This window comes from Candidatus Dormiibacterota bacterium (assembly GCA_035532835.1).
Classification (GTDB): domain Bacteria; phylum Vulcanimicrobiota; class Vulcanimicrobiia; order Vulcanimicrobiales; family Vulcanimicrobiaceae; genus DAHUXY01.
Window position 1 is genome coordinate 21,097 of the sequence record DATKQG010000013.1, and the last position, 22,170, is coordinate 43,266.

The following is a 22,170-nucleotide window of genomic DNA, read 5'->3' on the forward strand; positions in this document are numbered from 1 at the left end:
GCGATATGGGTTACGATAGCGCGAACGTGAAGATCCGCGAAGCCAAAGTGGCGGTCGTTATGGGCGGCTCGAGTTCGGAGCGCGAAGTTTCGATCCAGAGCGGGTCGGGCGTGATGCGCGCGCTGCTGTCGCTCGGATACGAGGCGCACTCGCTGGACTACGACGCGCGCTTCATCGACGCGCTGCGCGAAATCAAACCCGACGTGGTCTTCAACGCTTTGCACGGCCCCGGCGGCGAAGACGGCCAAATTCAAGGCATCCTCGAGTATCTCGGCGTTCCCTACACCGGGTCCGGCGTCGAAGCGTCGGCGCTCGCGATGGATAAACACCTCACGAAAAAATTGCTCGCCGCCGAAGGCCTGCCGACCGCAGCCTGGGACCTGTTCGATCTCTCGGGTGGGACGTTGCCGCTGTTACCGGGAGTACTCGATCTGCCGTTGGTGGTGAAACCGCGCTTTGAAGGCTCATCGGTCGGCGTGCAGATCGTCACCACGCACGAGCAATGGACCAACGCGATGATCGGCGCCGCGCGCAATTACGCGCAGATCATGGCCGAGGAATTCTTATCGGGGCGCGAGTTTACGTGCGTCGTACTTGGCGAAGAAGCGCTACCGGTGATCGAAATCATAGCGAACGGCGGTGAATTCTATTCGTACGATGCGAAATACCAACCCGGTGGAAGCACGCATATCGTGCCCGCGCAGATCGACGAAGATTTAGCGGCGCGTCTGCAGATGCTCGCGCTTTCGGTGCACCGGCTGCTGGGCTTGCGCGACTACTCGCGCACCGACTTCATCGTCAGCCCGGAAGGACGCCCGTACATCCTGGAAGTGAATACGTTGCCCGGGCTCACCCCAACGAGCCTCGTTCCCGATGCCTGTGCCGCAATCGGCATTTCTTACGAAGCGCTGGTCGAACGACTGATCGGGTACGCGCTCGCGCGCACCGACGTCCGGCAGATTGCTTAACGCCGCTCTCTCTCTGGAGGAACACCATGCACGATAGTACTCACGGGCTCGATTGCCGTTGCCCGCACGTTCCCTACTCCGGCCGCATCTTCAGCGAGGCGACGCAGGCCTTCGGCCGCCGAACGTTTCTAGCGGGAGCCGGCGCGGCCGTTGCGTCGTTGCTGATTCCGGGCCGCGCGCGCGCAGCCGAGCAGGTGACGGTGCTCAAAGCCGCTCGTCTTTTCGATGGCCGTGCGTTGCACGTGCCGGGCGTCTTGGTGCTGCGGGGCGACCGCATCGTTTCGATGCATGCGGGCGATGCGGGGAGCGACGCGCACGTCATCGATCTGGGTGACGCGACGCTGATGCCGGGACTGATCGATTGCCACACGCACGTTGCGGCGCGGGTGGTCCCGTCGTACTACATGGTTTCGATGATGGGGAAGAACTCGGCTGCCGATAACGTGCCCGAAGCCACGCTCTACAGCATTCGCAACGCGCAGACGATGCTGCGCAACGGATTTACCACGGTTCGCGATGTCGGCGGCGGTGCCGGTATCGATTTAGCGCTGCGCAACGCGATCGCCGACGGCGCGATCGTCGGCCCGGCGATCTTTGCCGCCGGCACCGCACTCTCGATCACCGGCGGTCACGGCGATACGAACGATATCCCCGACTGGGTCCACGAAGATTCCGGCGTCGGGTTCGGCGCCGTATCGTACGGGCCGTACGGTTTTCGCGAAATCGTCCGCGAGCACGTGAAGAATCACGTCGATCACATCAAAATCCTCGCAACCGGCGGCGTGCTCTCGTACGGCGACGTGTGGGACGTTCCGCAAATGAATCTCGACGAGATTCAGGCCGTGGTCGACGAATCCACCAAGTTCGGTCGCAAAGTCTCCGCGCACGCGCACGGCGACAAGGGCATTGCGGTAGCGGTGGACGGCGGCGTGCACTGCGTCGAGCATTGCACCGGCGTGAGCGAGAAGACGCTGGCCAAGATGCAGCAGCGCGGCACCCACATGACCCCGACGATCTGGGCGCTCGATTCGATTTTACAGCCCGGCAACCCCAACCACATCGCGCCGGGGTCGCTACAGAAGGCCGAGTACGCGAAGAAACTGCGCGACGAAGGCATGCAACGCACCATCGCATCGAGCGTTCCGATTGCGTACGGCACCGACGCCGGCGTCTTTCCGCATCACGAAAACAAGCGCGATTTCGGCCTGTTGGTCCGCATGGGCATGCATCCCATCGACGTGCTCAGGTCGGCGACGAGCAACGCGGCCGCGCTCATCGGCGCGAACGATCGCGGGACGCTGGCGCCCGGTAAACGCGCCGATATCGTCGCCTTCAGCGGCGATCCGTCGAGCAATATCGATGCGATCGAGGCGTTGCCCGTCCTCCTGATGCGGGCCGGAGCCCGGATCGATATCGGCGAGTTGGCGGTCTAGCCCCTACTGCAGAAAGGCGTCGCAGTCGTCGTACTCGAGCATTTCGAGGAGCGACGTTTCGGGCGGGAGTTTCTGCGTGATGGGATACTTGGCGACGAAGCTCTCGTTGCCGAGGCGATCCGCGATGCGCAGGCTCGCGAACGATTCGTTGATGCCCGGGTACTTCGACGCGTCGCTATTCGCGTGCACGAATGCGACCACTTCGTCCTCGGTCTCCGCCTTGGCGACCGCTTCCTGGAGCGCGCTTTCGGCGATGCCGAGCTCGCTGAGCAGCCGGGTGCTGAAGCCTGGGACTTGGTAGGCGCCGAGGTCGCCGCCGGGCAGCGATGCGCGGAGCTTATCGATGGTTCGGGCGAGCATGAGCAGGCCGCCCAGCTTCTCTTGAGGGCTCCGGGGCGGGCTCTTGGTGAGGTTCAGAGGCTTCATGCGGGGGAACTTTACCGTGAGAGCGTCACGTTCTTGCACGTTTTCGCCATCGTGCAACAAAAGTAGCATTACCCGTTAGCATTGATAGCGGGTATCATGCTAAGGAGGCTCGCGCCTTGCGACCCTCAAAATTATCGAATGCTGCCTAGCTAATCGCGGGGGATATGCCCGCTGGAGGAATGCTTGTCTACCACCGGTTTGGTCGTCGATCGTGGGCTCGAAGGTGTGGTTGTCGGTTCCACCGTCCTGAGTAATGTCGAAGGGACGATCGGTCGTCTCACGTACCGCGGCTACGATATGGACGATCTCGCCCCGAACGTGTCGTTCGAAGAAGTCGTGCACTTGCTTTTGTATGGTCACCTTCCGACGCGAGACGAGTTGGACGCGCTCAAGCACGAACTCGCATCCCGGCGGGCGTTGCCGGAGCCGCTGGTCGCGGCGATGCAGAGCGTGCCGAAGACGGCCTGGCCGATGGACGTTCTGCGCACGATCGTCAGCGGGCTCGCGCTCTTCTCCCCGGTGAACAACAAAGGCGAGCACGTCTGCGATATTCACGGTGCGATCGAGCTGATCGCCAAGATGACCACGATCTTGGCATCGTGGGATCGCATTCGCCGCGGGCTCGAACCGGTCGAACCGCGCGCCGATCTCTCCCACGCCGCCAATTTCCTCTACATGCGCACCGGCAAGATGCCGGCTCAAATCGAAGAGGCGGCGGTCAACACGTATCTGGTGCTGCTGGCCGACCACTCGTACAACGCCTCGACGTTCGCGGCCCGCGTGACCGCGTCGACGCGCGCCGACCTCTACGCGTCGGTTACCTCGGCGCTCGCCACCCTCAACGGCGATCTCCACGGCGGCGCCGCCAGCGCCTCGTACAACAATTTGGTTGCGATCGGGTCGCCCGCTCGCGCCGAGGCGTTCGTTCGCGACGAACTGGCCAAAGGCAATCGCATCATGGGGATGGGGCATCGCGAGTATCGCGTGCGCGATCCGCGCGCGCGCCATCTCGAAGCGATCGCGCAGAAGCTCAGCAACTATCGCGGCGATACGAATTGGTACGCGATCGCGCGCTCGCTCGAAGACGCGAGCAACAAAGTACTGCAAGAGGCCAAGCCGGATCGCAAGATCTACGCGAACGTCGATTTCTACACGGCTCCGGTGCTGGCGGATCTCGGGTTGCCGGGCGATGAGTTCACGTGTCTCTTTGCGTGCGGCCGCGTCGCCGGCTGGGGCGCGCATGCGCTCGAACAATTACACGATAATCGTCTGATTCGGCCGCAAGCTGCCTACACCGGCCCGCCGCCCGGGCCGTTCATTCCAATCGAGCAGCGCTCCGCAGCGCTGGCCGGGGCGTAAACGGTGCCCGGCGGGGGGCGCGTCGGCGCGGTCTCCCGCGCCACGAGCGAAACGACGATCGAGCTTGCAATCGATCTTGACGGCGGCGCCGTCGAGGTCGCTTCGAGCGTCGATTTTCTCGATCATATGCTCGCGGCGTTTGCGAAGCACTCCGGCTGCGGGCTGCGCGTGAGCGCGACCGGCGACGGCATGGACAACCATCACGTGATCGAGGATGTCGGCATCGCGCTCGGCAAGGCCATCCATCAGGCGCTCGGAGAGAAGCGCGGAATCGAGCGGTTCGGGTCGGTGATGGTGCCGCTCGATGAGGCGCTCATCGCCGCCAGCGTCGATATTTCGGGCCGGCCGTATCTGAATTTCCAGGTGCAGTTTCTGCGCGAGGATTTGGGCGCGCTGCCCACCGAGATGATCGGCGAATTCTTTCGCGCGGTCACCGATAACGCGAAAATCACGCTCCATCTGGTGCAGATGAACGGGCACGTCGCGCACCACGTGTGCGAGGCGACGTTCAAAGCATTCGCGCGCGCTTTCGCGCAGGCCAAGCGCGTTGGCTCTTCGGCCGATGTCCCATCGACCAAGGGCGTTATCGAGTAGCATTTGCGTGCCTCGGAAGTAGTCGTCATCGATTATGGCGGCGGAAACCTCGGGTCGTTGCTGGCCGCGCTCGAACGCGAAGGTGTCGACTACACCGTAAGCGGCGACGCCGCGGTCGTGCGCGCGGCGCGCGCGACGATGTTTCCCGGCGACGGCGCGTTCGGTGCGACGATGGCGGCTCTACACGAGCGCGGCCTCGACGATGCGATTCGTGGTTCGATCGAGGACGAACGCCCGTTTCTGGGGATCTGCGTCGGCATGCAGATTCTCTTCGAGCGTTCGCTGGAGTTCGGTACGGTGGATGGTTTGGGCATTTTGCCCGGCCCGATCGAGCGTTTCAAGGATGCGCCGCGCATCCCGCACATGGGTTGGAACCGCCTGGAAACCACGAGCGATCATCCGTTTGTCGCGGGGCTGGCCGATGGCGAGTACGCATACTTCATGCACTCGTACCGGGCGGCGGTTGGGCCGGCGACGGCCGCGATCACCGAGCATGGCGAGCGCTTTTCGTCGGTGGTCGCGCAACGGAATGTGATGGGGACGCAGTTTCATCCCGAGAAGAGCCAATCGACCGGCGCGACGCTGTTGCGTAACTTTTTAGCAATTGTCCGAGGAGAATGACGACCATGATGGTGATACCCGCGATCGACCTGCAAGCCGGTAAATGCGTGCGAATGGAGCAGGGCGAGTTGGCCACCGCTACGGTCTATGACGAGGATCCCGTCGAACGCGCGAAGGCGTTCGTCAAAGCCGGGGCGCAGCGTTTGCACGTGATCGATCTCGACGGGGCGTTCGGCTCGGGCGAGAACACGCAGGCGATCGCGCGCATCTGTAAGGCGGTCGACGTGCCGGTGCAGACGGGCGGCGGCATTCGCACGCTCGACCACGCGAAGGCGCGTCTCGATGCGGGCGCCGCGGCCGTCATCATCGGCACGATTTTAGTGGAGCAGGAGCGCACCGCGCGGAACATCATCGCCGTGCTGGGCGACCGCGTGATCGCCGGCATCGACGCGCGCGGATCGTTCGTCGCGACGCGCGGCTGGAGCGAACGCACGCCCGTCGATCGCGATTCCCTGGTAAAACGGGTCGCGTTATGGGGCGTGACGCGCGTCATCTTCACCGAGATCGCGCGCGACGGTATGGGCGAAGGATACGATATCGACGCGCTGCGCGCGGTGGCGGCGGCCGCGGACGTGAAGATTACCGCGAGCGGCGGTGCGCGCAATCTGGCCGACCTGCAGCTCCTTGCCGCACAAGCGCCGGCTGCCGTCGATGCGTGCATCGTGGGCAGCGCGCTCTATAAGGGAACGATGGATCTCGCCGAGGCGATCGCGGCCGTTAGCCGGTAAGGTAGACGCGCGGGAGTTCGCTTGGTAAGCGTGCGACGATTTCATAGTTGATCGTTTCGGCCCAGTGCGCCCAATCGTCTGCGGAGACGTTCGCTTCGCCGTCGGTGCCGATCAGCGTCACCGGCGTTTCCACATGCGCGCGCGGCGCGTGCGTGATATCGACGAATGTCATGTTCATGGCGATGCGCCCGACGATGGGGCAGCGAATGCCGTCGACGACAAACGCTCCGCGACTGGAGAGCGCGCGCGGAATGCCGTCGGCATATCCGAGCGGCACGATGCCGATGCGCATCTCGCGCGGCGCGTGAAACGTGTTGCCGTAGCCGACGGCGGCCCCGGCGGCGATCGTTCGCGTGACGACCAGCGAAGAACGATACGAGAGCGCCGGCTCGAGCGCTAAGCCGTGCCCGGCCATTCCTTCGCGCGTCTGCGGCGAAGGCCAAAGGCCATAAAGCGCTATGCCGAAGCGCGTCATATCCAGGCGCGTCGCCGGCCACAGCATCGCGGCTGCCGATGCCGCGATGTGTCGCGTCGGCGTGAAGTGGCGCGTGCTGAGCGCGGCGTGCGCTTGCGCGCACGCGTGGTCGAATTGCTCGAGTTGGAACATCGTGTACGGGGAATCGATCTCTTCGGCCGCGGCGAGATGCGAGAAGATGCCGGCAATTTCGATATCGGCGATGCGCACGTAGTCTTCCACCGTGTCGGCAAGATCGCTCGGCTCGATGCCCAAACGGTTCAGCCCGGTGTTGATTTTGACGTGCACGCGCGCGAGCCGCGCACGCTTGCGCGCCGCCGCCGCGAGTTGATGGGCGAAGTGCTTGGTATCCCAGAGCGCCAATTCCAGCTTCGCATTGACGGCCGCTTCGAGCGCGTCGGGCGGGACCGGGCCCAACACCAAGATGGGAGCGGTGATGCCGGCCTCGCGCAGCGCGAGCGCTTCTTCGAACGCATAGACGCAAAGCTTCGTGCCCAGGGCTTCCACGGCGAGCGCGGTTTGCACGGCGCCGTGCCCGTAGGCATTCGCCTTCACGACGAATGCGGCGTGGTTGCGGCCTCCGACGAGCGCTGCCAGCGCGGTTGCGTTGCGACGCAGCGCCGGCAGCGAAATCTCGAGCCGTCCGATCATCGATCCATGCGCGCCACGACGAATGCGAGCGGCATGCCGAAGAAGATGACGTGCGCGCCGATCGCATAGTTGAAGAATGCGGGCAGCGATGCGGGCCAGACGAAGTTGTTGTCGCCCAAAAGCACGATTTCCATGAACATGTACACCACGAAGCCATAGATCGGCCCGGAAATGTACCAGCGCTCGTTCATATACGGGCGCGTCGATGCGAGGTAGGCATAGCCGCCGGCCCAGCCGATAGCGACTAGCAGATGGATCAGCAGGCCAAGCCAGGCAAACGAGAGGCTGGTGAACGCTTGCTTGCCGATGACCGTCGAGGCGACCCACTGCCACGATTGCAGCAGGCTGCCGTGGGCGGGGACGATGATAGTGGCCCAGAGGTAGGCCTCGATGAAAATGCCGGCGACGAGGCCGGCAACCACGGCCTGCGTGATGATGGAGCCCCAGGGTAGGGCGCGAGAAGTAGCCATGAGCCGATGCTTCGACCAGGCGTTCGATGCGCCTTGACGCCCGGTGCCCATGCTTGCTCTCAGGTTTACGTTGCTCTAAGGATTAGCGCAGGGTTGGTTGGGTACCATGGCCTTATGATGGAACGCGAACCCTTACGCGCTCGAACCGACATGGTGATTTGGGGCTCCTCGGGCCTCTTGGCGGCAGTCCTCGGATTAGGCAGCGCTTTCGTGCTGTGGATGGCCCTGCGAGAGAGCGCCGCCATGCAGGTGCTCACCGCCGGGATCGTCGCGCTGGGCGTCGGCCTCGTGCTGATCGGGTTTGCCAGCCCCCGCGCCCTCCCGCGCGTCTTCCTCATTGTCTTTGCGGTGGCTCTGGTGGCCGGCTTCGTGCTGGGCAGCCCCAGCTTCGCCCACCTCACGGTCTAATCGCCCCGCAAAACGCTCCTTCCGCCCGACATTAAGAGCTTGCAGTCACCGAGCGAGTCTGCTAGAATCGCTGGGCTGGCACTCTTTTGCTAAGACTGCCAATGCAAAGAAATGCTAAGTATTTGTAACTTCGTTTGGAGGTTTTCGTGAATCTCAAGCCTTTGGGCGATCGCGTGGTCATCGAGCACGTCGAACAGAATGAGAAGAGCACCGGTGGTATCTTCCTTCCCGACACTGCTAAAGAAAAGCCGCAAGAGGGCATGGTTCGTGCGGTTGGCACCGGCCGCGTGCTCGACAACGGCACGACGCTTCCGATGAGCGTCCAGGTCGGCGATCGCGTCATTTATTCCAAGTATTCCGGTAGCGAGATCAAGATCGACGGCAAAGAGCTGCTGATCGTGTCTGAAAAAGACGTCCTCGCCATCGTTGACAAAGTCCCGGCTCACGCTTAAGGAGTGTTGAACTAAATCATGGCTGCAAAGCAACTCATATTTGACGAAAATGCGCGTCGCGCGCTCGAGCGCGGCGCGAACATGCTCGCCGACGCCGTGAAGGTGACGCTCGGCCCCAAGGGTCGTAACGTCGTCCTCGACAAGAAATTCGGCTCGCCGACGATCACCAACGACGGCGTCACCATCGCCAAAGAAATCGAACTGCCCGACGTGTTCGAAAACATGGGCGCGCAGCTGGTTAAGGAAGTCGCTTCCAAGACCAACGATATCGCCGGCGACGGCACCACCACCGCAACGGTGCTCGCTCAGGCGATCATCCGCGAAGGCCTCCGCAACGTGACCGCCGGCAGCAACCCGCTGCTCATCAAGCGCGGCATCGAGAAGGCCGTCGAAGTCGCGGTCGGCGAGATGGAATCGTTCAAGCAGATCGTCGACACCAAAGAGAAGATCGCTCAGGTCGCATCGATCTCGGCGAACGATAAGGAAATCGGCCACCTGATCTCCGAAGCGATGGAGAAGGTCGGCAAAGACGGCGTCATTACCGTCGAAGAATCGCGTACGCTCAAGACCGAAGTCGAAACCAAAGACGGCATGCAGTTCGATAAGGGCTACATCTCGCCGTACATGTCGACCGACAGCGAGCGCATGGAATCGATTCTGGACAACCCCTTCATTCTCGTGACGGAGCGTAAGATCACGGCAATTGCCGACATTCTTCCGCTGCTCGAGAAGGTCGTTCAGGTTCAGAAGCCGTTGCTCATTATCGCCGAAGATGTCGAAGGTGAAGCGCTTGCGACGCTGGTCGTCAACAAGCTGCGCGGCACGTTCACGTCGGTTGCGGTCAAGGCGCCGGGCTTCGGCGACCGCCGCAAAGAGATGCTCAAGGATATCGCCGCGCTCACCGGCGCGACCGTGATTTCCGAAGAGCTCGGCCTCAAGCTCGACAAGGTGACTCCGGACCAGCTCGGCACCGCCAAGCGCGTCACGGTTACCAAGGAAGAGACGACCATCGTTGACGGTGGCGGCAAGCAAGAAGAGATCAAGGGCCGCATCGAGATGATCAAGCGTCAGGTCGAAGAGACCGACTCCGATTTCGATCGCGAGAAGCTGCAAGAGCGTCTTGCCAAGCTCTCCGGTGGCGTGGCCGTCATTCAAGTCGGCGCCGCAACCGAGACCGAACTCAAAGAGAAGAAGCACCGCATCGAAGACGCCCTTTCGGCGACGCGCGCTGCCGTGCAAGAAGGCATGATCCCGGGCGGCGGTTCGTCCCTCGTCCACGCGATCAAGGCGATCGAGAAGTACATCGCGACTGCACCGAAGACCAACGGTCACGGCGCAACCTGGGTGGACGAGAAGATCGGCCTGGACATCATCAAGAAGGCGCTCGAAGAGCCGCTTCGTCAGATCGCGTACAACGCGGGCTTTGAAGGCTCGGTTGAGGTCAACAACATCAAGCTGAAGAACGCTCCGCTGGGCTTCGACGCGATGACGGGCGACGTCGTCGACATGTTCAAAGCCGGTATCGTGGAACCGTTCAAAGTCACGCGCTCGGCGCTGCAGAACGCAGCCTCGATCGGAGCCCTCGTCCTCACGACGGAAACGCTTATCGCCGATAAGCCGGAACCGAAGAAGGACGGCGGCGGTGCCGGCGGCGGAATGCCGGGCGGCATGGGCGGCTACGACATGATGTAGGGATTGGGGCGGCCACGACAGGCCGCCCCAATCCGGGCCCCTTGGGCCCAAATGTCGCAATCGCACTTGCGAAACAGAACAAGTCCCACAGTAATGCGGGGCTTGTTTTTTCATGGCACGGGCTTCGTTGTCGTGCGTTGCGGGCTCCTTAGCGGCGGTCGTACGGGGCCTTGTGACGCATGGTGACGAACGCACGGGCGATGAATTCTCGGTTGTCGTTTGCGCTGCTTTGCGTGACGTTTTTTCTGATGTTGCTCGATTTCTCGATCGTGAACGTCGCGCTTCCGTCGATGGAGACCGACCTGCACGCCGCGGCTTCGACGATGCAGTGGGTGATCAGCACGTATGCGATCGCGCTCGCCGGATTTGAGATTCTCGGCGGACGGCTCAGCGATCTCTACGGCCGCCGGCGGCTCTTTACGATCGGTCTGGCGGCTTTTACCGTGGCGTCGTGCGGCGCGGGGCTCGCGCCGAATATCGCCGTTTTGATCGGGATGCGCGCGCTGCAAGGCTTAGGCGCCGCCATCGTGACGCCGTGCGCGCTGGCGATCGTAGCTTCGCTCTACAGCGGCGAGGAACGCAATCGCGCGATCGGGTGGTGGAATACGATCGGCACCGCAGGGATCGCCGTCGGCATGCTCGTCGGCGGAGCGTTGGTGCAGTTTGCGGGCTGGCGTGCGATCTTCTTCGTCAACGTTCCGGTAGCGATCGTGATCCTCGGCGTCATCTCGCGCATCTTGCCCGCCGACGTTCCGGCATCGCAGCGTTCGAAGCTCGATCTCATCGGCGCGGCGTTACTGAGCGGCGGGTTGGTGTTGCTCGTATACACGATCGAAAGCTTGGCCGATCGCGTCGCCGGCCCCGATACGTGGATGAGTTTGGCGATTGCCGCAGCGCTGTTGGGCGGGTTCGTCACGTCGGAACTGCGCTCGCATTCGCCGCTGGTTCCGTTACGGATGTTCGGATACCCCGCGCTGCTCGTCGGATGCGCGGTCGTGCTGGCTCAGGGCGGTGCGTATGCGGCTGCCATGATTTTCGGCGCTTCGTTCGCACAGCAAGTCAACCACTTCTCGCCGTTGCTGACGGGCATGGCGTTCATGCCGTCGGCGCTTGCGACCACGGTGATCGCGGGGCCGCTCACCGCGCCGATGATGCGTCGGGTGGGAGCCCGCGCCACCTGCGTGCTAGGGGGTGCGACAATGGTGGCAGGCTTGGCGTGTCTGATGGCAATGCAACCGGCGACGCCCTACTGGGCGGGCCTGCTTCCAGGAACGGTATTGTTGGCGTTCGGCGGTATGCTGGCGTACCAAGTCGGCGTCATCTCCGCGCTCGCGCGCGTGGACCCCGCGGACAGCGGCATGGCGTCCGGCATGCTCAGCAGCACGCTCCAGGTGGGAATGAGCATCGGCGTTGCCTCGGCCGCGGCCGCCAGCGTTGCCTTTGGATTCACGGCGGCCTTTGCCGTCGGGGTCGTGCTGGCTGCGCTGACCCTCGCTCTAGCCTTTGCCGTTCGGAGCGTTGCTCCGGCGTCCGTGCCGCGCCGGGCGCACGCTCCGCTCGGCCGCCACATTCACACGCTTCGAGGATAGCGGGCTGCTTCGTGTAACCTCGTCTTTATGCAGCACCGCGCGGTCAACGATTTTACGATCAGAGTAGCGACGGTCAACGGCTCGGGCAGCCAGTCGTCGAATCTCGTACTCACCAACGCCATTTTTCGCCTCGGCATTCCGGTTGCGCCGAAGAACGTGTTCCCTTCGAACATCGAAGGGTTGCCGACGTGGTTCGACGTTCGCGTCACCGCGAAGGGCTATCAATGCCGAACGCGCGAGGTCGATATCCTCGTCGCGCTCAATGCGGCGACGTGGCGGACCGACATTGCGAGCATTAAACCGGGCGGCGTCGTTATTCACGAGGCCGCTTATCCGGTAGCGGGCGAAACGCTGCGCGACGACATCACCTACTACGCGGTGCCGTTTAACGAACTCGCGAAGGCGCACATCGAAAACGGCGCGCTGCGGAAGTACTTGCTGAACATGATTTACGTGGGCGTCGTCGCGACGCTGCTCGATATCGATGCGGCGACGCTCGAAGCCGCAATCGGCACACAGTTTCGCAGCAAACCGGCGGCCGTAGCGACGAATATGCAAGCGGTCGTGCTCGGCATGGAGTATGCGCGCGAACATCTCACCAAGCGCGACCCGTATCGCCTCGAGCCGATGAGCGGAAAGACCGACGGCACGATGTTCATGGACGGCAACCGCGCGGCGGCGCTCGGATGCGTCATGGGCGGCTGCACGGTTGCCGCGTGGTATCCCATTACGCCGTCGTCGTCGCTCTGCGAATCGTTCATCGCGCTCGCCGATCGCTATCGAACCGATCCGGCGACGGGCGAACGGCGCGCGGCCATCATCCAGGCCGAAGACGAACTTGCGGCCATAGGCATGGTGCTCGGCGCCACGTGGGCCGGCGCGCGCGCGATGACCTCCACCTCCGGCCCCGGCATTTCGCTGATGGCGGAGTACGTCGGGTACGGATACTATGCCGAACTGCCGGCCGTCATTTTCGACGTGCAGCGCGCGGGCCCGTCGACCGGGTTGCCGACGCGCACCATGCAGGGCGACGTCGCGTTTGCGTACACGCTCTCGCACGGCGATACCAAACACATCGTGCTGCTTCCGGCGACGGTGCGCGAGGCGTACGAATGCGCGATGGACGCCTTCGATCTGGCGGATCGCTTCCAAACGCCGGTCTTCGTGCTCAGCGATTTGGATCTGGGCATGAACGCCTGGATGACGCAGCCGCTGCCGTATCCGGAGAAGCCCTTCGACCGCGGTAAGGTACTCGATGCCGAAGATCTGAACAAGGTGCAATCGTGGGGACGCTACCGCGACATCGACCACGACGGCATCGCCTATCGTACGCTCCCGGGTACCAATCATCCGAATGCGGGATTCTTTACCCGCGGCACGGGCCACGACGAGGAAGCGCGATACTCCGAATTGCCCGACGTGTGGCTCCGCAATCTCGATCGGTTGGTTCGCAAGCACGAAACGGCGCGCACGTACGTTCCCGCGCCGGTCGTCGAGGAGAGCGGACAATCCGCCGGTATCATCGCCTACGGCACGACCCACCACGCAGTGCTCGAAGCGCGCGACATCTTGCACGAGAAGGGGATCGATTTCGATTATCTGCGGTTGCGCGCGTTACCGTTTTCCGCCGAGCTGGCAAGCTTTATCGCCCGGCACGAACGCGTGTACGTGATCGAACAGAACCGCGACGGCCAACTCTACGGCATCCTGCGCCAGGAATTGCCGACGCATCTGCTCGCGAAGCTGCACTCGGTGCGGCACTACAACGGCGTGCCGATCGACGCCTACGCGGTCGTCGACCCGCTGCTTGCCGCCGAGCGCGCACCCGCCGTCGTGGCGGAGTAAGGAACTGCTGATATGACGGCCACCAACGTCAACCTCATCGGGCTCACGCGCGAGGTCTACAAAGGCCTCCCGACCACGCTCTGCGCGGGCTGCGGGCATAACTCGATTACCAATCACCTCATCAAGGCGCTGTACGAATACGGCGTAGCGCCGCACATGCTCGCTAAAATGAGCGGGATCGGCTGCTCCTCGAAAACACCGGCGTATTTCGTCGAACAAGCCCACGGGTTCAACGGCGTGCACGGCCGCATGCCCTCGGCGGCGACCGGCGCGAAGGTGGCGAACCGCGACTTGATCGTGCTCGGCATCAGCGGCGACGGCGACACGGCGAGCATCGGCCTCGGCCAGTACGTCCACATGCTGCGCCGCAACGTCGATCTTACGTATATCGTCGAAAACAATGGCGTGTACGGCCTGACCAAAGGGCAGTTCTCGGCCACCGCCGATACCGGGTCGAAGCAGAAGAACGGCGCCGTGAACGAATACGCGACGATCGACGTGTGCGGCCTGGCGGTAGAACTAGGCGCGACGTTCGTCGCGCGTTCGTTCTCGGGTGACGGCAAACAACTCGTACCGCTGTTAGAAGCGGCGCTCTCGCATCGCGGCACGGCGGTTCTCGATATCGTGAGCCCGTGCGTGACGTTCAACGATCACGTCGGTTCGACCAAGAGTTACTCGTACGTGAAGGAGCACGGCTTCTTACTGCACACGCCGGATTTCATTCGCGGCAGCGAAGAAATCGTGGTCGATTACGAGCCCGGCGCGGTGCAGGATATCGAATTTGAAGACGGCTCGCACATATTGCTGCGTAAGCTCGAGCGCGAGTACGACGTGACCGATCGCATCGGGGCGCTGCGCACCATCGGCGAGACGCGCGCCCGGGGCGAACTCGTCACCGGCCTGTTGTACGTCGATACCGGTGTGCCGGATCTCTGCGAACGCGAGCATCTGCCCCAAACGCCCTTAGCGCAGCTCAAAGAAGAGGAACTGCGCATCGGGCGTGACGACTGGACGAAATTGATGGCGGTATAAACCGCCCTATTTCACCATGCGGATCGTGAGCGGATAGCTGTACGCCTCGCCCTGATTGGCTTTCACGGCGGCGATGATGCTAAAGACGACGATGGCGATACCGACCGCCCAGATCAGAAAGATGCCGACGAGCACGAAGATCAAGATGCAGGAGACGATGAGCGCGATGAGCATCGTCAATTGAAAATTCAGCGCTTCCTTCACCTGCGCGACCAGCCACGGCGTGGAATCCTTCGCCACCAGTAACACGACGAGCGAGGGGATGAACCCGAAAAAGATCCCGCCGAGGTGGGTGAGCATCGCAGCTACGCGGTCGTTCGCCGAAGGCGCTGTAGAGTCGATCATGATGTCTCTCTCCTACGATAAAACCATGCAAAAACCGGTAACCCTAGAGTCATTATACCCAAGCCTGCGAGCGTATCCCTGGGTGAAGTCCAGGCAACATCGGCGACGATCGCCCACGAGACGCCCAAGAACAGCGCGGTCGTCCACGGGTGGCCGGGCATCGAGAATGCGGCCTTCGCGCCGCCGTCACGCTTGCGGAAGATAAACAGCGCGATTGCGGCCAGGCCGAAAAAGACGAAATCGACGCTCTCGACGTAGTTGAGGATTTGGTTGTAGCTACCCGAGAGCGCGACGACGATGGCGGTCGTCCCCTGTGCGACGACCGCGACGACCGGCACGTGCGTGCGCGGATGGATGAATCCCAGCCAGGAGAAGAACGTGCCGTCGCTCGCCATTTGATGATACACGCGCGGCGAAACGAGCATCTGCTGGCTCATCGTGCTCATCGTTGCGACCGCTACCAGGAGCGTGACGATCTTTGCGCCGACGGGGCCGAGCGTAAGCGATGCGAGATCGGCGGCGGGCGTCTGCGAACGCGCGAGTGCGGCCAGCCCCAGGCCGTGAACGAACGCGACGTTTGCGATGAGATAGAGCGCGACCACCGCAATCACGCCGATGTAGAGCCCGCGGGGCAAACTGCGTTGCGGGTTGCGCATCTCCGCTGAAACGAAGCTCGCCGTATGCCAGCCGTCGTACGCGAACATCACCGCGACCAGAGCGAGCCCCATCGCTCCCAGCAGCGCAGTCGGCGGTACCGGCGGCAGCGCTGCCGCATGTGCCGGGTGCGCGAATCCGAACGCCAAGATCGCGATCAGCACGATCATCGCGACGTTGAGCCCCATGAATAGATGCTGCGTCGTGGCGCCTTGGCGCACGCCGATGCAGTTTACGCCGGTAAAGAGCGCGATGATGACCGCGGCCACAACGCCGGTTGAAACGTGCCAACCCAATGCGGGCACGACGTAGATGGCGAAGGTCACCGCTCCCGCCGCGATGCCGCCGCTCTGTGCCACGAGCAGCAGCGTCCACCCGTACACGAACGCGACGCTAGGATGAAACGCATCTCGCAGATAGGCGTAGAATCCGCCGTTACTCGGCCGCCGTGCGGCCAGCTCGGCAAAGAGCCCGGCGCCCAGCAGCGCGATCAGCCCACCCACGATCCATGCCGCAATGGCTGCTCGCGCGGAGTGTAATTCACCGGCGACGATCGCCGGATTCAAGAAAATTCCAGACCCGACGATGCCGCCCATTACGATCAGGGCGGCATCGATACTTCCAAGCCGTCGCAGCATACCCCCGTAAACCGAGCTGGCCTACGGGCGGTTGCCGGGCAGGCTAGCTATGCAGCATCGAGCTGTTCTTCTTCGAGCGCGGCGACGAGTTGCAACGGCTCCGCGCGGCGGCCGATTGCGACCCACGCGGCGATCAGTACGAGAAAGCTGCCGAGTGCGAGGGCGATATCCACGATGAACCTCCTTTCAGGTTAGTTGGCGTATGCGGCTTCGGCGTGCTGTGAAACGTCGAGCCCGAGTTGCTCTTCGCGTTCGGTCACGCGCAGGGGCATGATCGACGTGACGATTTTGAGCACGGCGTACGTCATGACGCCGGTGTAGATCCATACGACCGCTACTGCAAGCAGTTGGATCAGCAGTTGGCGCGGGTTGCCGTACAGCAGACCGTTCGAACCCGCGGCATTGATGGCGGTGGTTGCGAAGACGCCGGTGAGCAGCGCGCCGATGGTCCCGCCGATACCGTGCACCGGAAAGACGTCGAGCGCGTCGTCGACGTGCATGCGCTCGCGAAAGCGCACCGCGATATAACAACCGACTGCGGCGATGCCGCCGATGAGAATCGCCGCCGCCGGCGTCACGTAACCCGCTGCGGGCGTGATCGCGACGAGGCCCGCGATGGAGCCGGCGGCGACGCTGGTGACGCTCGGTGCGCCTTCGCGCCACCACGCGATCGTCATCCATGCAAGGGCGCCCATGGCGGCGGCCACATTGGTGTTCACGAAGGCGATCGCTGCAAGGCCGTTGGCCGCAAGCGCGCTACCGGCGTTGAAGCCGAACCATCCAAACCATACGAGCGACGCGCCCAGCAGCATCATCGTGCGATCGTGCGGTGCGTGTTCCTTGCCGCTCCCGATGCGCGGGCCGAGGACCCACGCTGCGACCAGCGCCGCGACGCCGGAGGAAATGTGCACGACGGTGCCGCCGGCGAAATCGAGCGCGCCGAGCGACGCAAGCCAACCGCCATGCCCCCACACCCAATGCGCGATGGGATCGTACACCAGCGTCGCCCAGAGAATCGTGAAGAGCACGAACGCCGCGAAACGCTTGCGCTCGGCGAACGCCCCGGTAATCAGCGCCGGCGTAATCACCGCGAACATCATCTGAAATAACGCGAAGGCCGCGTGAGGGATCGTCGCAGCGTAATCGGGGTTCGGCGCCGCGCCCACGCCGTTGAAACCGAGAAACGCGAAGGTGCCGATAACACCGTGCCAATCCGGGCCGAACGCGAGCGTATATCCCCAGAGCACCCACTGCACCGAGATCACGCAGAGCGCAAAAAAGCTGTGCATGAGCGTCGAGAGGACGTTCTTTTGCCGAACGAGGCCGCCGTAGAAAAAGCCCAGCCCCGGCGTCATCAGCATGACCAGCGCTGCGCTTATTAAAACCCAGGCCGTATCGCCCGCATTCAGCTTCTCCATAGAGGGACGTTATCGTATCCGGCCGCCGCCGGCATCCGCCCGATGGTTAAGCGCGAGCCCTTCGCGTTCTACTTACGTCGAAGTACGGCGGCGCCGCGTGAAGATCGCATAGACGGGCAGACCGCTGAGGAGGATGCCCAAGCCGATCGCTCCATCGCGGGGCGCCTTGAAGAGCACGTCGGCGACGACACCCCAAGCAACCGCTAGAAAGAGTGCCGTGCTATACGGGTGCCCGGGCATGCGAAAGCCCGGGGCCGGGGCTTGCGGATCGCGCGCGTCCCGCGCTCGAAAGACGAAGAGCGCGATCGCGGCGAGCCCGAAAAACACGTAGTCGATGCTGGTGACGTAATTGAGGATCGCGCCGTAGCGGTTGGAGACCGCGACGGCAATCGCGATGGTGCCTTGCAGCGCGATCGCCAAGACCGGTACGCGCGTCCGCGCGTTGACCCACGCGAGTTGGCGAAAGAAAATCCCGTCGGAGGCCATTTGAAAGTATACGCGCGGCGAGACCAGCATTTGATTGCTCAAAAATCCGAGCGTCGAAAGCGCCACGACGGCGGCCATGATGCGCGCGCCGATCGGCCCGAACGCGAGCTGCGCGATTGCGGAGGCGGGCGTATCGGTCGCAGCAAGGCCGCCCGTTCCGAGCGCCATAACGCTCACCGCGTTTACCGCAAGATAGAGCACGACCACGCCGACGACGCCGACGATCAATCCGCGCGGAAGCGTGCGCGCCGGATCTTTCATCTCCGCGGTCATAAAACTCGACGTCTGCCACCCGCTGTATGCGAACAACACCGGAACCAGCGCCAACCCCATCGCGGCGAGCACGCCGCCCGACGGATAGGCGGTCGCCACGGCAGCGACGGGCGCGGCGTGCGGTGCGAACAGGCCGACCAATACGAACGCCGCGATCGCAGCGATCTTGACGGCCATGAACACATTCTGCGTCGATGCGCCTTCGCGCACGCCCAAGCAGTTGATCAGCGTGAAGCCCCCGATCGTGAGTACCGCAAGGATGCGCGGATCGACCTGTAGGCCGGTAAGCGGTGCGAAGTACGCGGCGAACGTCACCGCCGACGCCGCCATGCCGCCGCTCTGCGAAACGATCAGCAGCGTCCAGCCGTAGAGGAAGGCCAGCGACGGATGAAACGCGTCGCGAATGTAGGCGTAGAGGCCGCCGTCGTGCGGGCGCCGCGCCGCCAATTCTGCAAAGAGGCCGCCGCCCAAAAGGGCGACGGCACCGCCGATGATCCATGCGAGCATGATCGCCCACACGCTGTGCACGTGGCGCGCAACCACGGACGGGTTCATGAAAATGCCCGAACCGATAATACCGCCCATCACGATCAGGGCGGCATCGCGAACGCCCAAACGGCGCAGTAGCGTCGACATCCGTGTTGGCGCGGTTGGCGTCGGTTAGGCAAACACCTCTTGGGCGAAGACCCCGTTCGCGAAGCCTTCGACGGCCGCGGCGAATTCGCGATGCTTGCGCATCGGCGCCGTGTGGTCGCTGCCGCGAATCAAGTGGAACGCCGCGTTGGGAGCCGATTCCCGATATCGGCGTTCGTCGAGGCGAAAGACGAGGTCGTGTTCGCCGTTGATAAAGAGAATCGGCGCCGGGTAGCCGGCGAGTGAGGTGCTGAAGCGCGCGTGATCGCGCGTGTAGGCATTCGTACGGGTCAGCACGTCGCGATTGAACGGAATGCGCGCGATCGTATCGGCCCACTCGCGCGGCAGCACCATATGCAGCGAGAGATCCAGCGCGTAGTCGAGCCACGATTGCGGCAGCAGGCTCGAGAAGCCGACGCTAGCTTCGTACGGCCAGCTCTTCCACGCATCGAAATCGAGCGTACAACCCGCCAAGACGAGTCCGCTCGTGCGCTCGGGAAGCGCTGCGGCATACTGCATCCCGGCGAAACCGCCGAGCGAATAGCCGACCAGCAGCGGCGGCGACGTGGCGATGCGTGCGACCGCGTGGTCGAGCACGGCGCCGACATGCTCGGCGGTAAACGATACATCCACCAGTGCGCCGTGTCCCGGCAGGTCGAGGGTGATGACGTGGAATCGCCGCGCTAACGCACGAGCGTGAGGCTCCCACATCGCGCGTCCCAGGCGGATGCCGTGCACCATGACGATGGCGGGGTTCGCCGGGTCGCCGTATTCGGTGAATGCGCGCTCGATATCCACCAAGTCTACGCGCCGACTTCAAGCAGAACTTTGATCGCGCGCCGCTCGTCCATCGCCTGGTATCCCTGCGCGACGGCCTCGAGCGGAAGGTGCAAGTCGAAGACGCGCGACGGATCGATCGATCCGTCCATCACGTGCGCCATCAACGTATCGATATACGCTCGCACGGGAGCGAGCGCTCCGTGCAACGAGACGTTCTTGAGGAAGAGCGACCGTAGCGGCACTTGCTTCACGTTATGCGGCACGCCGACGAAGCTCACGATGCCGCCCGGCCGCGCGACTTCGAGCGCGAGTTCCATCGATTCTTGGTTGCCGACCGCTTCGACCACGGTGAGCGATCCGCCACGCGTGAGCTCGAGAATCTCCGCGCCGACGCCTTCGGCATGCGAGTTGAACGTGCGCGTCGCGCCGAATTCGCGCGCAAGCGCGAGCCGCGCATCGTTGTGGCCGACGGCGATGACGTGCTCCGCACCGATCACGCGCGCTGCCGATAATACACCGCACAAGCCGACCGCGCCGTCGCCGACGACAACCACCGTTCCGCCGCGCTGCGCGCCCGCCGTCACGACGCCGTGGTGCCCCGTCGCCATCACGTCCGTGAGCGCTGCGGATGCGGCCAATTTTTGCGGATCCGACGCCATGCCGTCGGCCATCTTCACCAGCGTTCCATCGGCATACGGGACGCGCACGAATTCGGCTTGCCCGCCGTTCGCGTCGTCGCCGAAGTTGCTCACGTGCACGCACGACGTTTGCAAGCCGCGATTGCAGTATTCGCACGTTCCGTCGCTCGCAACGAACGGCGCGATGACGTAGTCGCCCGGCTTGAGGCTGCGAACGCCGGCGCCCACCTCTTCAACGACGCCCACGAACTCGTGTCCGGTGCGGTCGCCCGGCGTCCACTCCGTCACGCCGCGGTAGAACCACAGATCGGAGCCGCAAATCGCAGCTCGGACGACGCGAACGATCGCATCGAGCGGCTCCTTGATCGAAGGATCGGGCACATTCTCGAGCCGCACGTCCCGCGCCCCATGATACACGGTAGCTTTCATCGAGGGTAGTAACCTAAACGGAGTACTGGGCGGTTTCACGATCTTGGGCCGCGCGCGGAATTCTTCGGCGCGTTGCGAATGAGGGAAGCATGCATGTTTTTGCTCTGCTTCTTTCAGCGGTCCTTGGCAACTTGACGTTCGCTCAGGCCGCGCCGCCGATCGCGCCGCCGGCTGCGGCTAGCGCGCCGCTACCGGCGGATATTCTGAATAACGGGGCCTGCATGGACTCGCCGCGGGCGGTGCCGCTGGCCCTGCAGCCGCCGGCCGTCCGGTCGATGCAAATCGTGCGGATCGATAAGGTCGTCTCGACCAGCAGCATGCTGCAGGACGAGGTGATCGGCTACCTCTACACGTTGCAGGACGGCACCACGTGGCTCGGGCAGCGGACGAGCGACTATATGTCGGCGGCCGACGCCACCGCGATCAACCAGGTGCTCTCCTCGACGCATCTGCCGAATCAGGACCTCAAGGCGTTCCCGCCTGAGATGAAGCTCGGGGTAGCCACCAAATACCAGCAATTTTTCCGAGTCAATATCCCTGCGGCAGCCCTGGGCGGCCTGGATATCCGGCTCGACCCGTGCGTGGCTTGGCCGGCCGGGCGAGCGCTCCCCGACCCCTCGATGTAGACGCCGCGGCGCCTTCGGGGTACACTAGCACTGTGCGCATCCGAGTGCTAAAAGTATGGGTTTCAGCTTAATACATGGATTTCGTACTGCGGCCCCGATTGGGGCATTTCGAGCCGAACGCCGACGTCGTCGTCGACGAGGAGCGTGGGCAGGTCGTCGTAGCGATTGAAGTCGCCGGCGCCGACCCGCAGAGCCTTCACGTCTCGGTCGACGAGCGCTATCTGCTCATCAGCGGGCGCCGTTCGGCGGCGAATCGCCTGCACCGCGGCTCGTTCGTTCAAAAAGAGATTTCGTACGGCGATTTTGCCAAGCGTATCGCCCTCCCGGTCGCGGTCGATTACGGCGAAGTGGTTGCGAGCTACACCGATGGCGTGCTCGTGATCGCTCTCCCGATTGCAGCGACAGCTTACCTCCCGACCACGCGAACCGAGATTCGCTTGATCGTTAAAAGGACTCATTCGTAACATATGCCCGTGAAAAAAAGAGAATCGAAGATCGTACCGGTCA

24 protein-coding genes are annotated in these 22,170 nt (G+C 63.4%); 14 read left to right on the top strand and 10 right to left on the bottom strand.

Translation table 11 applies throughout. The features are described from left to right. The first annotated feature begins 5 nt into the window (after positions 1–5). Together VMW12_02030 and VMW12_02035 are read left to right on the top strand one after the other, a co-directional pair. On the top strand, positions 6–968 hold the full coding sequence (locus VMW12_02030) for a D-alanine--D-alanine ligase (GenBank protein HUZ48500.1): 963 nt from the start codon (positions 6–8) through the stop codon (positions 966–968). Between the two features lie 26 nt (positions 969–994). Then, a complete protein-coding gene (locus VMW12_02035; protein ID HUZ48501.1) occupies positions 995–2,401 on the top strand; it encodes an amidohydrolase family protein in 1,407 nt (468 codons plus the stop codon). 3 nt (positions 2,402–2,404) lie between these two features. On the opposite strand, the gene VMW12_02040 is transcribed toward VMW12_02035, so the two are convergent. Beyond that, the gene (locus tag VMW12_02040) at positions 2,405–2,827 is read right to left on the bottom strand and encodes a DUF5069 domain-containing protein (GenBank protein HUZ48502.1); all 423 of its coding nucleotides are present in this window, start codon (positions 2,825–2,827) and stop codon (positions 2,405–2,407) included. 183 nt (positions 2,828–3,010) lie between these two features. Between VMW12_02040 and VMW12_02045 the strand changes: the two genes are divergently transcribed. Genes VMW12_02045 through hisA form a run of 4 tightly spaced genes read left to right on the top strand, consistent with a single transcriptional unit; the run spans position 3,011 to position 6,129 of the window. Next, positions 3,011–4,186 (top strand): citrate/2-methylcitrate synthase, encoded by a 1,176-nt coding sequence (locus tag VMW12_02045; GenBank protein HUZ48503.1) that lies wholly within the window; start codon positions 3,011–3,013, stop codon positions 4,184–4,186. Positions 4,187–4,189: 3 nt separating this feature from the next. Continuing rightward, a complete protein-coding gene (gene hisB, locus VMW12_02050) occupies positions 4,190–4,780 on the top strand; it encodes an imidazoleglycerol-phosphate dehydratase HisB (protein HUZ48504.1) in 591 nt (196 codons plus the stop codon). A 3-nt stretch (positions 4,781–4,783) separates the two neighbouring features. After that, positions 4,784–5,401, top strand: coding sequence for an imidazole glycerol phosphate synthase subunit HisH (gene hisH / locus VMW12_02055; GenBank protein HUZ48505.1), 618 nt, complete (start codon positions 4,784–4,786; stop codon positions 5,399–5,401). A 5-nt stretch (positions 5,402–5,406) separates the two neighbouring features. Beyond that, positions 5,407–6,129 (top strand): 1-(5-phosphoribosyl)-5-[(5-phosphoribosylamino)methylideneamino]imidazole-4-carboxamide isomerase, encoded by a 723-nt coding sequence (gene hisA, locus VMW12_02060; GenBank protein HUZ48506.1) that lies wholly within the window; start codon positions 5,407–5,409, stop codon positions 6,127–6,129. On the opposite strand, the gene alr is transcribed toward hisA, so the two are convergent. Beyond that, positions 6,119–7,255 carry an alanine racemase gene (gene alr, locus VMW12_02065; GenBank protein HUZ48507.1) on the bottom strand — a complete coding sequence of 379 codons (1,137 nt, stop codon included), beginning with the start codon at positions 7,253–7,255 and terminating at the stop codon, positions 6,119–6,121. The genes hisA and alr overlap by 11 nt on opposite strands. Beyond that, on the bottom strand, positions 7,252–7,725 hold the full coding sequence (locus VMW12_02070) for a hypothetical protein (GenBank protein HUZ48508.1): 474 nt from the start codon (positions 7,723–7,725) through the stop codon (positions 7,252–7,254). Before VMW12_02070 ends, alr begins: the two co-directional genes overlap by 4 nt. A gap of 114 nt (positions 7,726–7,839) precedes the next feature. Here VMW12_02070 and VMW12_02075 point away from each other — a divergent pair, with 114 nt between their 5' ends. The 6 genes from VMW12_02075 (at position 7,840) to VMW12_02100 (ending at position 14,743) form a co-directional block, all read left to right on the top strand. Beyond that, a complete protein-coding gene (locus tag VMW12_02075) occupies positions 7,840–8,133 on the top strand; it encodes a hypothetical protein (protein HUZ48509.1) in 294 nt (97 codons plus the stop codon). A 146-nt stretch (positions 8,134–8,279) separates the two neighbouring features. After that, positions 8,280–8,585 (top strand): co-chaperone GroES, encoded by a 306-nt coding sequence (groES, locus tag VMW12_02080; GenBank protein HUZ48510.1) that lies wholly within the window; start codon positions 8,280–8,282, stop codon positions 8,583–8,585. A gap of 18 nt (positions 8,586–8,603) precedes the next feature. Next, the gene (groL, locus tag VMW12_02085) at positions 8,604–10,277 is read left to right on the top strand and encodes a chaperonin GroEL (protein ID HUZ48511.1); all 1,674 of its coding nucleotides are present in this window, start codon (positions 8,604–8,606) and stop codon (positions 10,275–10,277) included. A gap of 200 nt (positions 10,278–10,477) precedes the next feature. Next, the gene (locus tag VMW12_02090) at positions 10,478–11,866 is read left to right on the top strand and encodes an MFS transporter (GenBank protein HUZ48512.1); all 1,389 of its coding nucleotides are present in this window, start codon (positions 10,478–10,480) and stop codon (positions 11,864–11,866) included. Positions 11,867–11,893: 27 nt separating this feature from the next. After that, positions 11,894–13,711: a 2-oxoacid:acceptor oxidoreductase subunit alpha gene (locus VMW12_02095; GenBank protein HUZ48513.1), complete on the top strand. Its 1,818-nt coding sequence runs from the start codon at positions 11,894–11,896 to the stop codon at positions 13,709–13,711. A 12-nt stretch (positions 13,712–13,723) separates the two neighbouring features. After that, the gene (locus VMW12_02100) at positions 13,724–14,743 is read left to right on the top strand and encodes a 2-oxoacid:ferredoxin oxidoreductase subunit beta (protein HUZ48514.1); all 1,020 of its coding nucleotides are present in this window, start codon (positions 13,724–13,726) and stop codon (positions 14,741–14,743) included. A 6-nt stretch (positions 14,744–14,749) separates the two neighbouring features. Here the strand turns inward: VMW12_02100 and VMW12_02105 are convergent, their stop codons facing one another. From VMW12_02105 to VMW12_02135, 7 genes are all read right to left on the bottom strand, one after another. Then, positions 14,750–15,088, bottom strand: coding sequence for a DUF4870 domain-containing protein (locus VMW12_02105; protein ID HUZ48515.1), 339 nt, complete (start codon positions 15,086–15,088; stop codon positions 14,750–14,752). Continuing rightward, positions 15,085–16,380 carry an amino acid permease gene (locus tag VMW12_02110; protein HUZ48516.1) on the bottom strand — a complete coding sequence of 432 codons (1,296 nt, stop codon included), beginning with the start codon at positions 16,378–16,380 and terminating at the stop codon, positions 15,085–15,087. The genes VMW12_02105 and VMW12_02110 overlap by 4 nt, the downstream gene beginning before the upstream one ends. Before the next feature lie 47 nt (positions 16,381–16,427). Next, a complete protein-coding gene (locus VMW12_02115) occupies positions 16,428–16,553 on the bottom strand; it encodes a hypothetical protein (protein ID HUZ48517.1) in 126 nt (41 codons plus the stop codon). An 18-nt stretch (positions 16,554–16,571) separates the two neighbouring features. After that, complete coding sequence (locus tag VMW12_02120; protein ID HUZ48518.1) at positions 16,572–17,798, bottom strand: ammonium transporter; 1,227 nt, start codon at positions 17,796–17,798, stop codon at positions 16,572–16,574. 72 nt (positions 17,799–17,870) lie between these two features. Next, on the bottom strand, positions 17,871–19,193 hold the full coding sequence (locus VMW12_02125) for an amino acid permease (protein HUZ48519.1): 1,323 nt from the start codon (positions 19,191–19,193) through the stop codon (positions 17,871–17,873). A 24-nt stretch (positions 19,194–19,217) separates the two neighbouring features. Beyond that, positions 19,218–19,988, bottom strand: a complete 771-nt coding sequence (locus tag VMW12_02130; protein HUZ48520.1) for an alpha/beta fold hydrolase — start codon at positions 19,986–19,988, stop codon at positions 19,218–19,220. A gap of 5 nt (positions 19,989–19,993) precedes the next feature. After that, the gene (locus VMW12_02135) at positions 19,994–21,037 is read right to left on the bottom strand and encodes an alcohol dehydrogenase catalytic domain-containing protein (GenBank protein ID HUZ48521.1); all 1,044 of its coding nucleotides are present in this window, start codon (positions 21,035–21,037) and stop codon (positions 19,994–19,996) included. An 89-nt stretch (positions 21,038–21,126) separates the two neighbouring features. On the opposite strand from VMW12_02135, the gene VMW12_02140 reads away from it, so the two are divergent. Then, entirely contained in the window at positions 21,127–21,663 is a 537-nt protein-coding gene (locus tag VMW12_02140; protein ID HUZ48522.1) for a hypothetical protein, read from the top strand. A 74-nt stretch (positions 21,664–21,737) separates the two neighbouring features. Beyond that, positions 21,738–22,127, top strand: a complete 390-nt coding sequence (locus VMW12_02145; GenBank protein HUZ48523.1) for an Hsp20/alpha crystallin family protein — start codon at positions 21,738–21,740, stop codon at positions 22,125–22,127. Positions 22,128–22,170 lie beyond the last annotated feature (43 nt).

Excerpts from the sequence above, each read along its gene's own strand:
- VMW12_02030 (HUZ48500.1), top strand. The coding sequence starts at position 6 with ATGGGTTACGATAGCGCGAACGTGAAGATCCGCGAAGCCAAAGTGGCG.
- VMW12_02035 (HUZ48501.1), top strand. The coding sequence starts at position 995 with ATGCACGATAGTACTCACGGGCTCGATTGCCGTTGCCCGCACGTTCCC.
- VMW12_02040 (HUZ48502.1), bottom strand. The coding sequence starts at position 2,827 with ATGAAGCCTCTGAACCTCACCAAGAGCCCGCCCCGGAGCCCTCAAGAG.
- hisA (HUZ48506.1), top strand. The coding sequence starts at position 5,407 with ATGATGGTGATACCCGCGATCGACCTGCAAGCCGGTAAATGCGTGCGA.
- alr (HUZ48507.1), bottom strand. The coding sequence starts at position 7,255 with ATGATCGGACGGCTCGAGATTTCGCTGCCGGCGCTGCGTCGCAACGCA.
- VMW12_02070 (HUZ48508.1), bottom strand. The coding sequence starts at position 7,725 with ATGGCTACTTCTCGCGCCCTACCCTGGGGCTCCATCATCACGCAGGCC.
- VMW12_02075 (HUZ48509.1), top strand. The coding sequence starts at position 7,840 with ATGATGGAACGCGAACCCTTACGCGCTCGAACCGACATGGTGATTTGG.
- groL (HUZ48511.1), top strand. The coding sequence starts at position 8,604 with ATGGCTGCAAAGCAACTCATATTTGACGAAAATGCGCGTCGCGCGCTC.
- VMW12_02090 (HUZ48512.1), top strand. The coding sequence starts at position 10,478 with ATGAATTCTCGGTTGTCGTTTGCGCTGCTTTGCGTGACGTTTTTTCTG.
- VMW12_02095 (HUZ48513.1), top strand. The coding sequence starts at position 11,894 with ATGCAGCACCGCGCGGTCAACGATTTTACGATCAGAGTAGCGACGGTC.
- VMW12_02100 (HUZ48514.1), top strand. The coding sequence starts at position 13,724 with ATGACGGCCACCAACGTCAACCTCATCGGGCTCACGCGCGAGGTCTAC.
- VMW12_02105 (HUZ48515.1), bottom strand. The coding sequence starts at position 15,088 with ATGATCGACTCTACAGCGCCTTCGGCGAACGACCGCGTAGCTGCGATG.
- VMW12_02110 (HUZ48516.1), bottom strand. The coding sequence starts at position 16,380 with ATGCTGCGACGGCTTGGAAGTATCGATGCCGCCCTGATCGTAATGGGC.
- VMW12_02120 (HUZ48518.1), bottom strand. The coding sequence starts at position 17,798 with ATGGAGAAGCTGAATGCGGGCGATACGGCCTGGGTTTTAATAAGCGCA.
- VMW12_02125 (HUZ48519.1), bottom strand. The coding sequence starts at position 19,193 with ATGTCGACGCTACTGCGCCGTTTGGGCGTTCGCGATGCCGCCCTGATC.
- VMW12_02135 (HUZ48521.1), bottom strand. The coding sequence starts at position 21,037 with ATGAAAGCTACCGTGTATCATGGGGCGCGGGACGTGCGGCTCGAGAAT.
- VMW12_02140 (HUZ48522.1), top strand. The coding sequence starts at position 21,127 with ATGCATGTTTTTGCTCTGCTTCTTTCAGCGGTCCTTGGCAACTTGACG.
- VMW12_02145 (HUZ48523.1), top strand. The coding sequence starts at position 21,738 with ATGGATTTCGTACTGCGGCCCCGATTGGGGCATTTCGAGCCGAACGCC.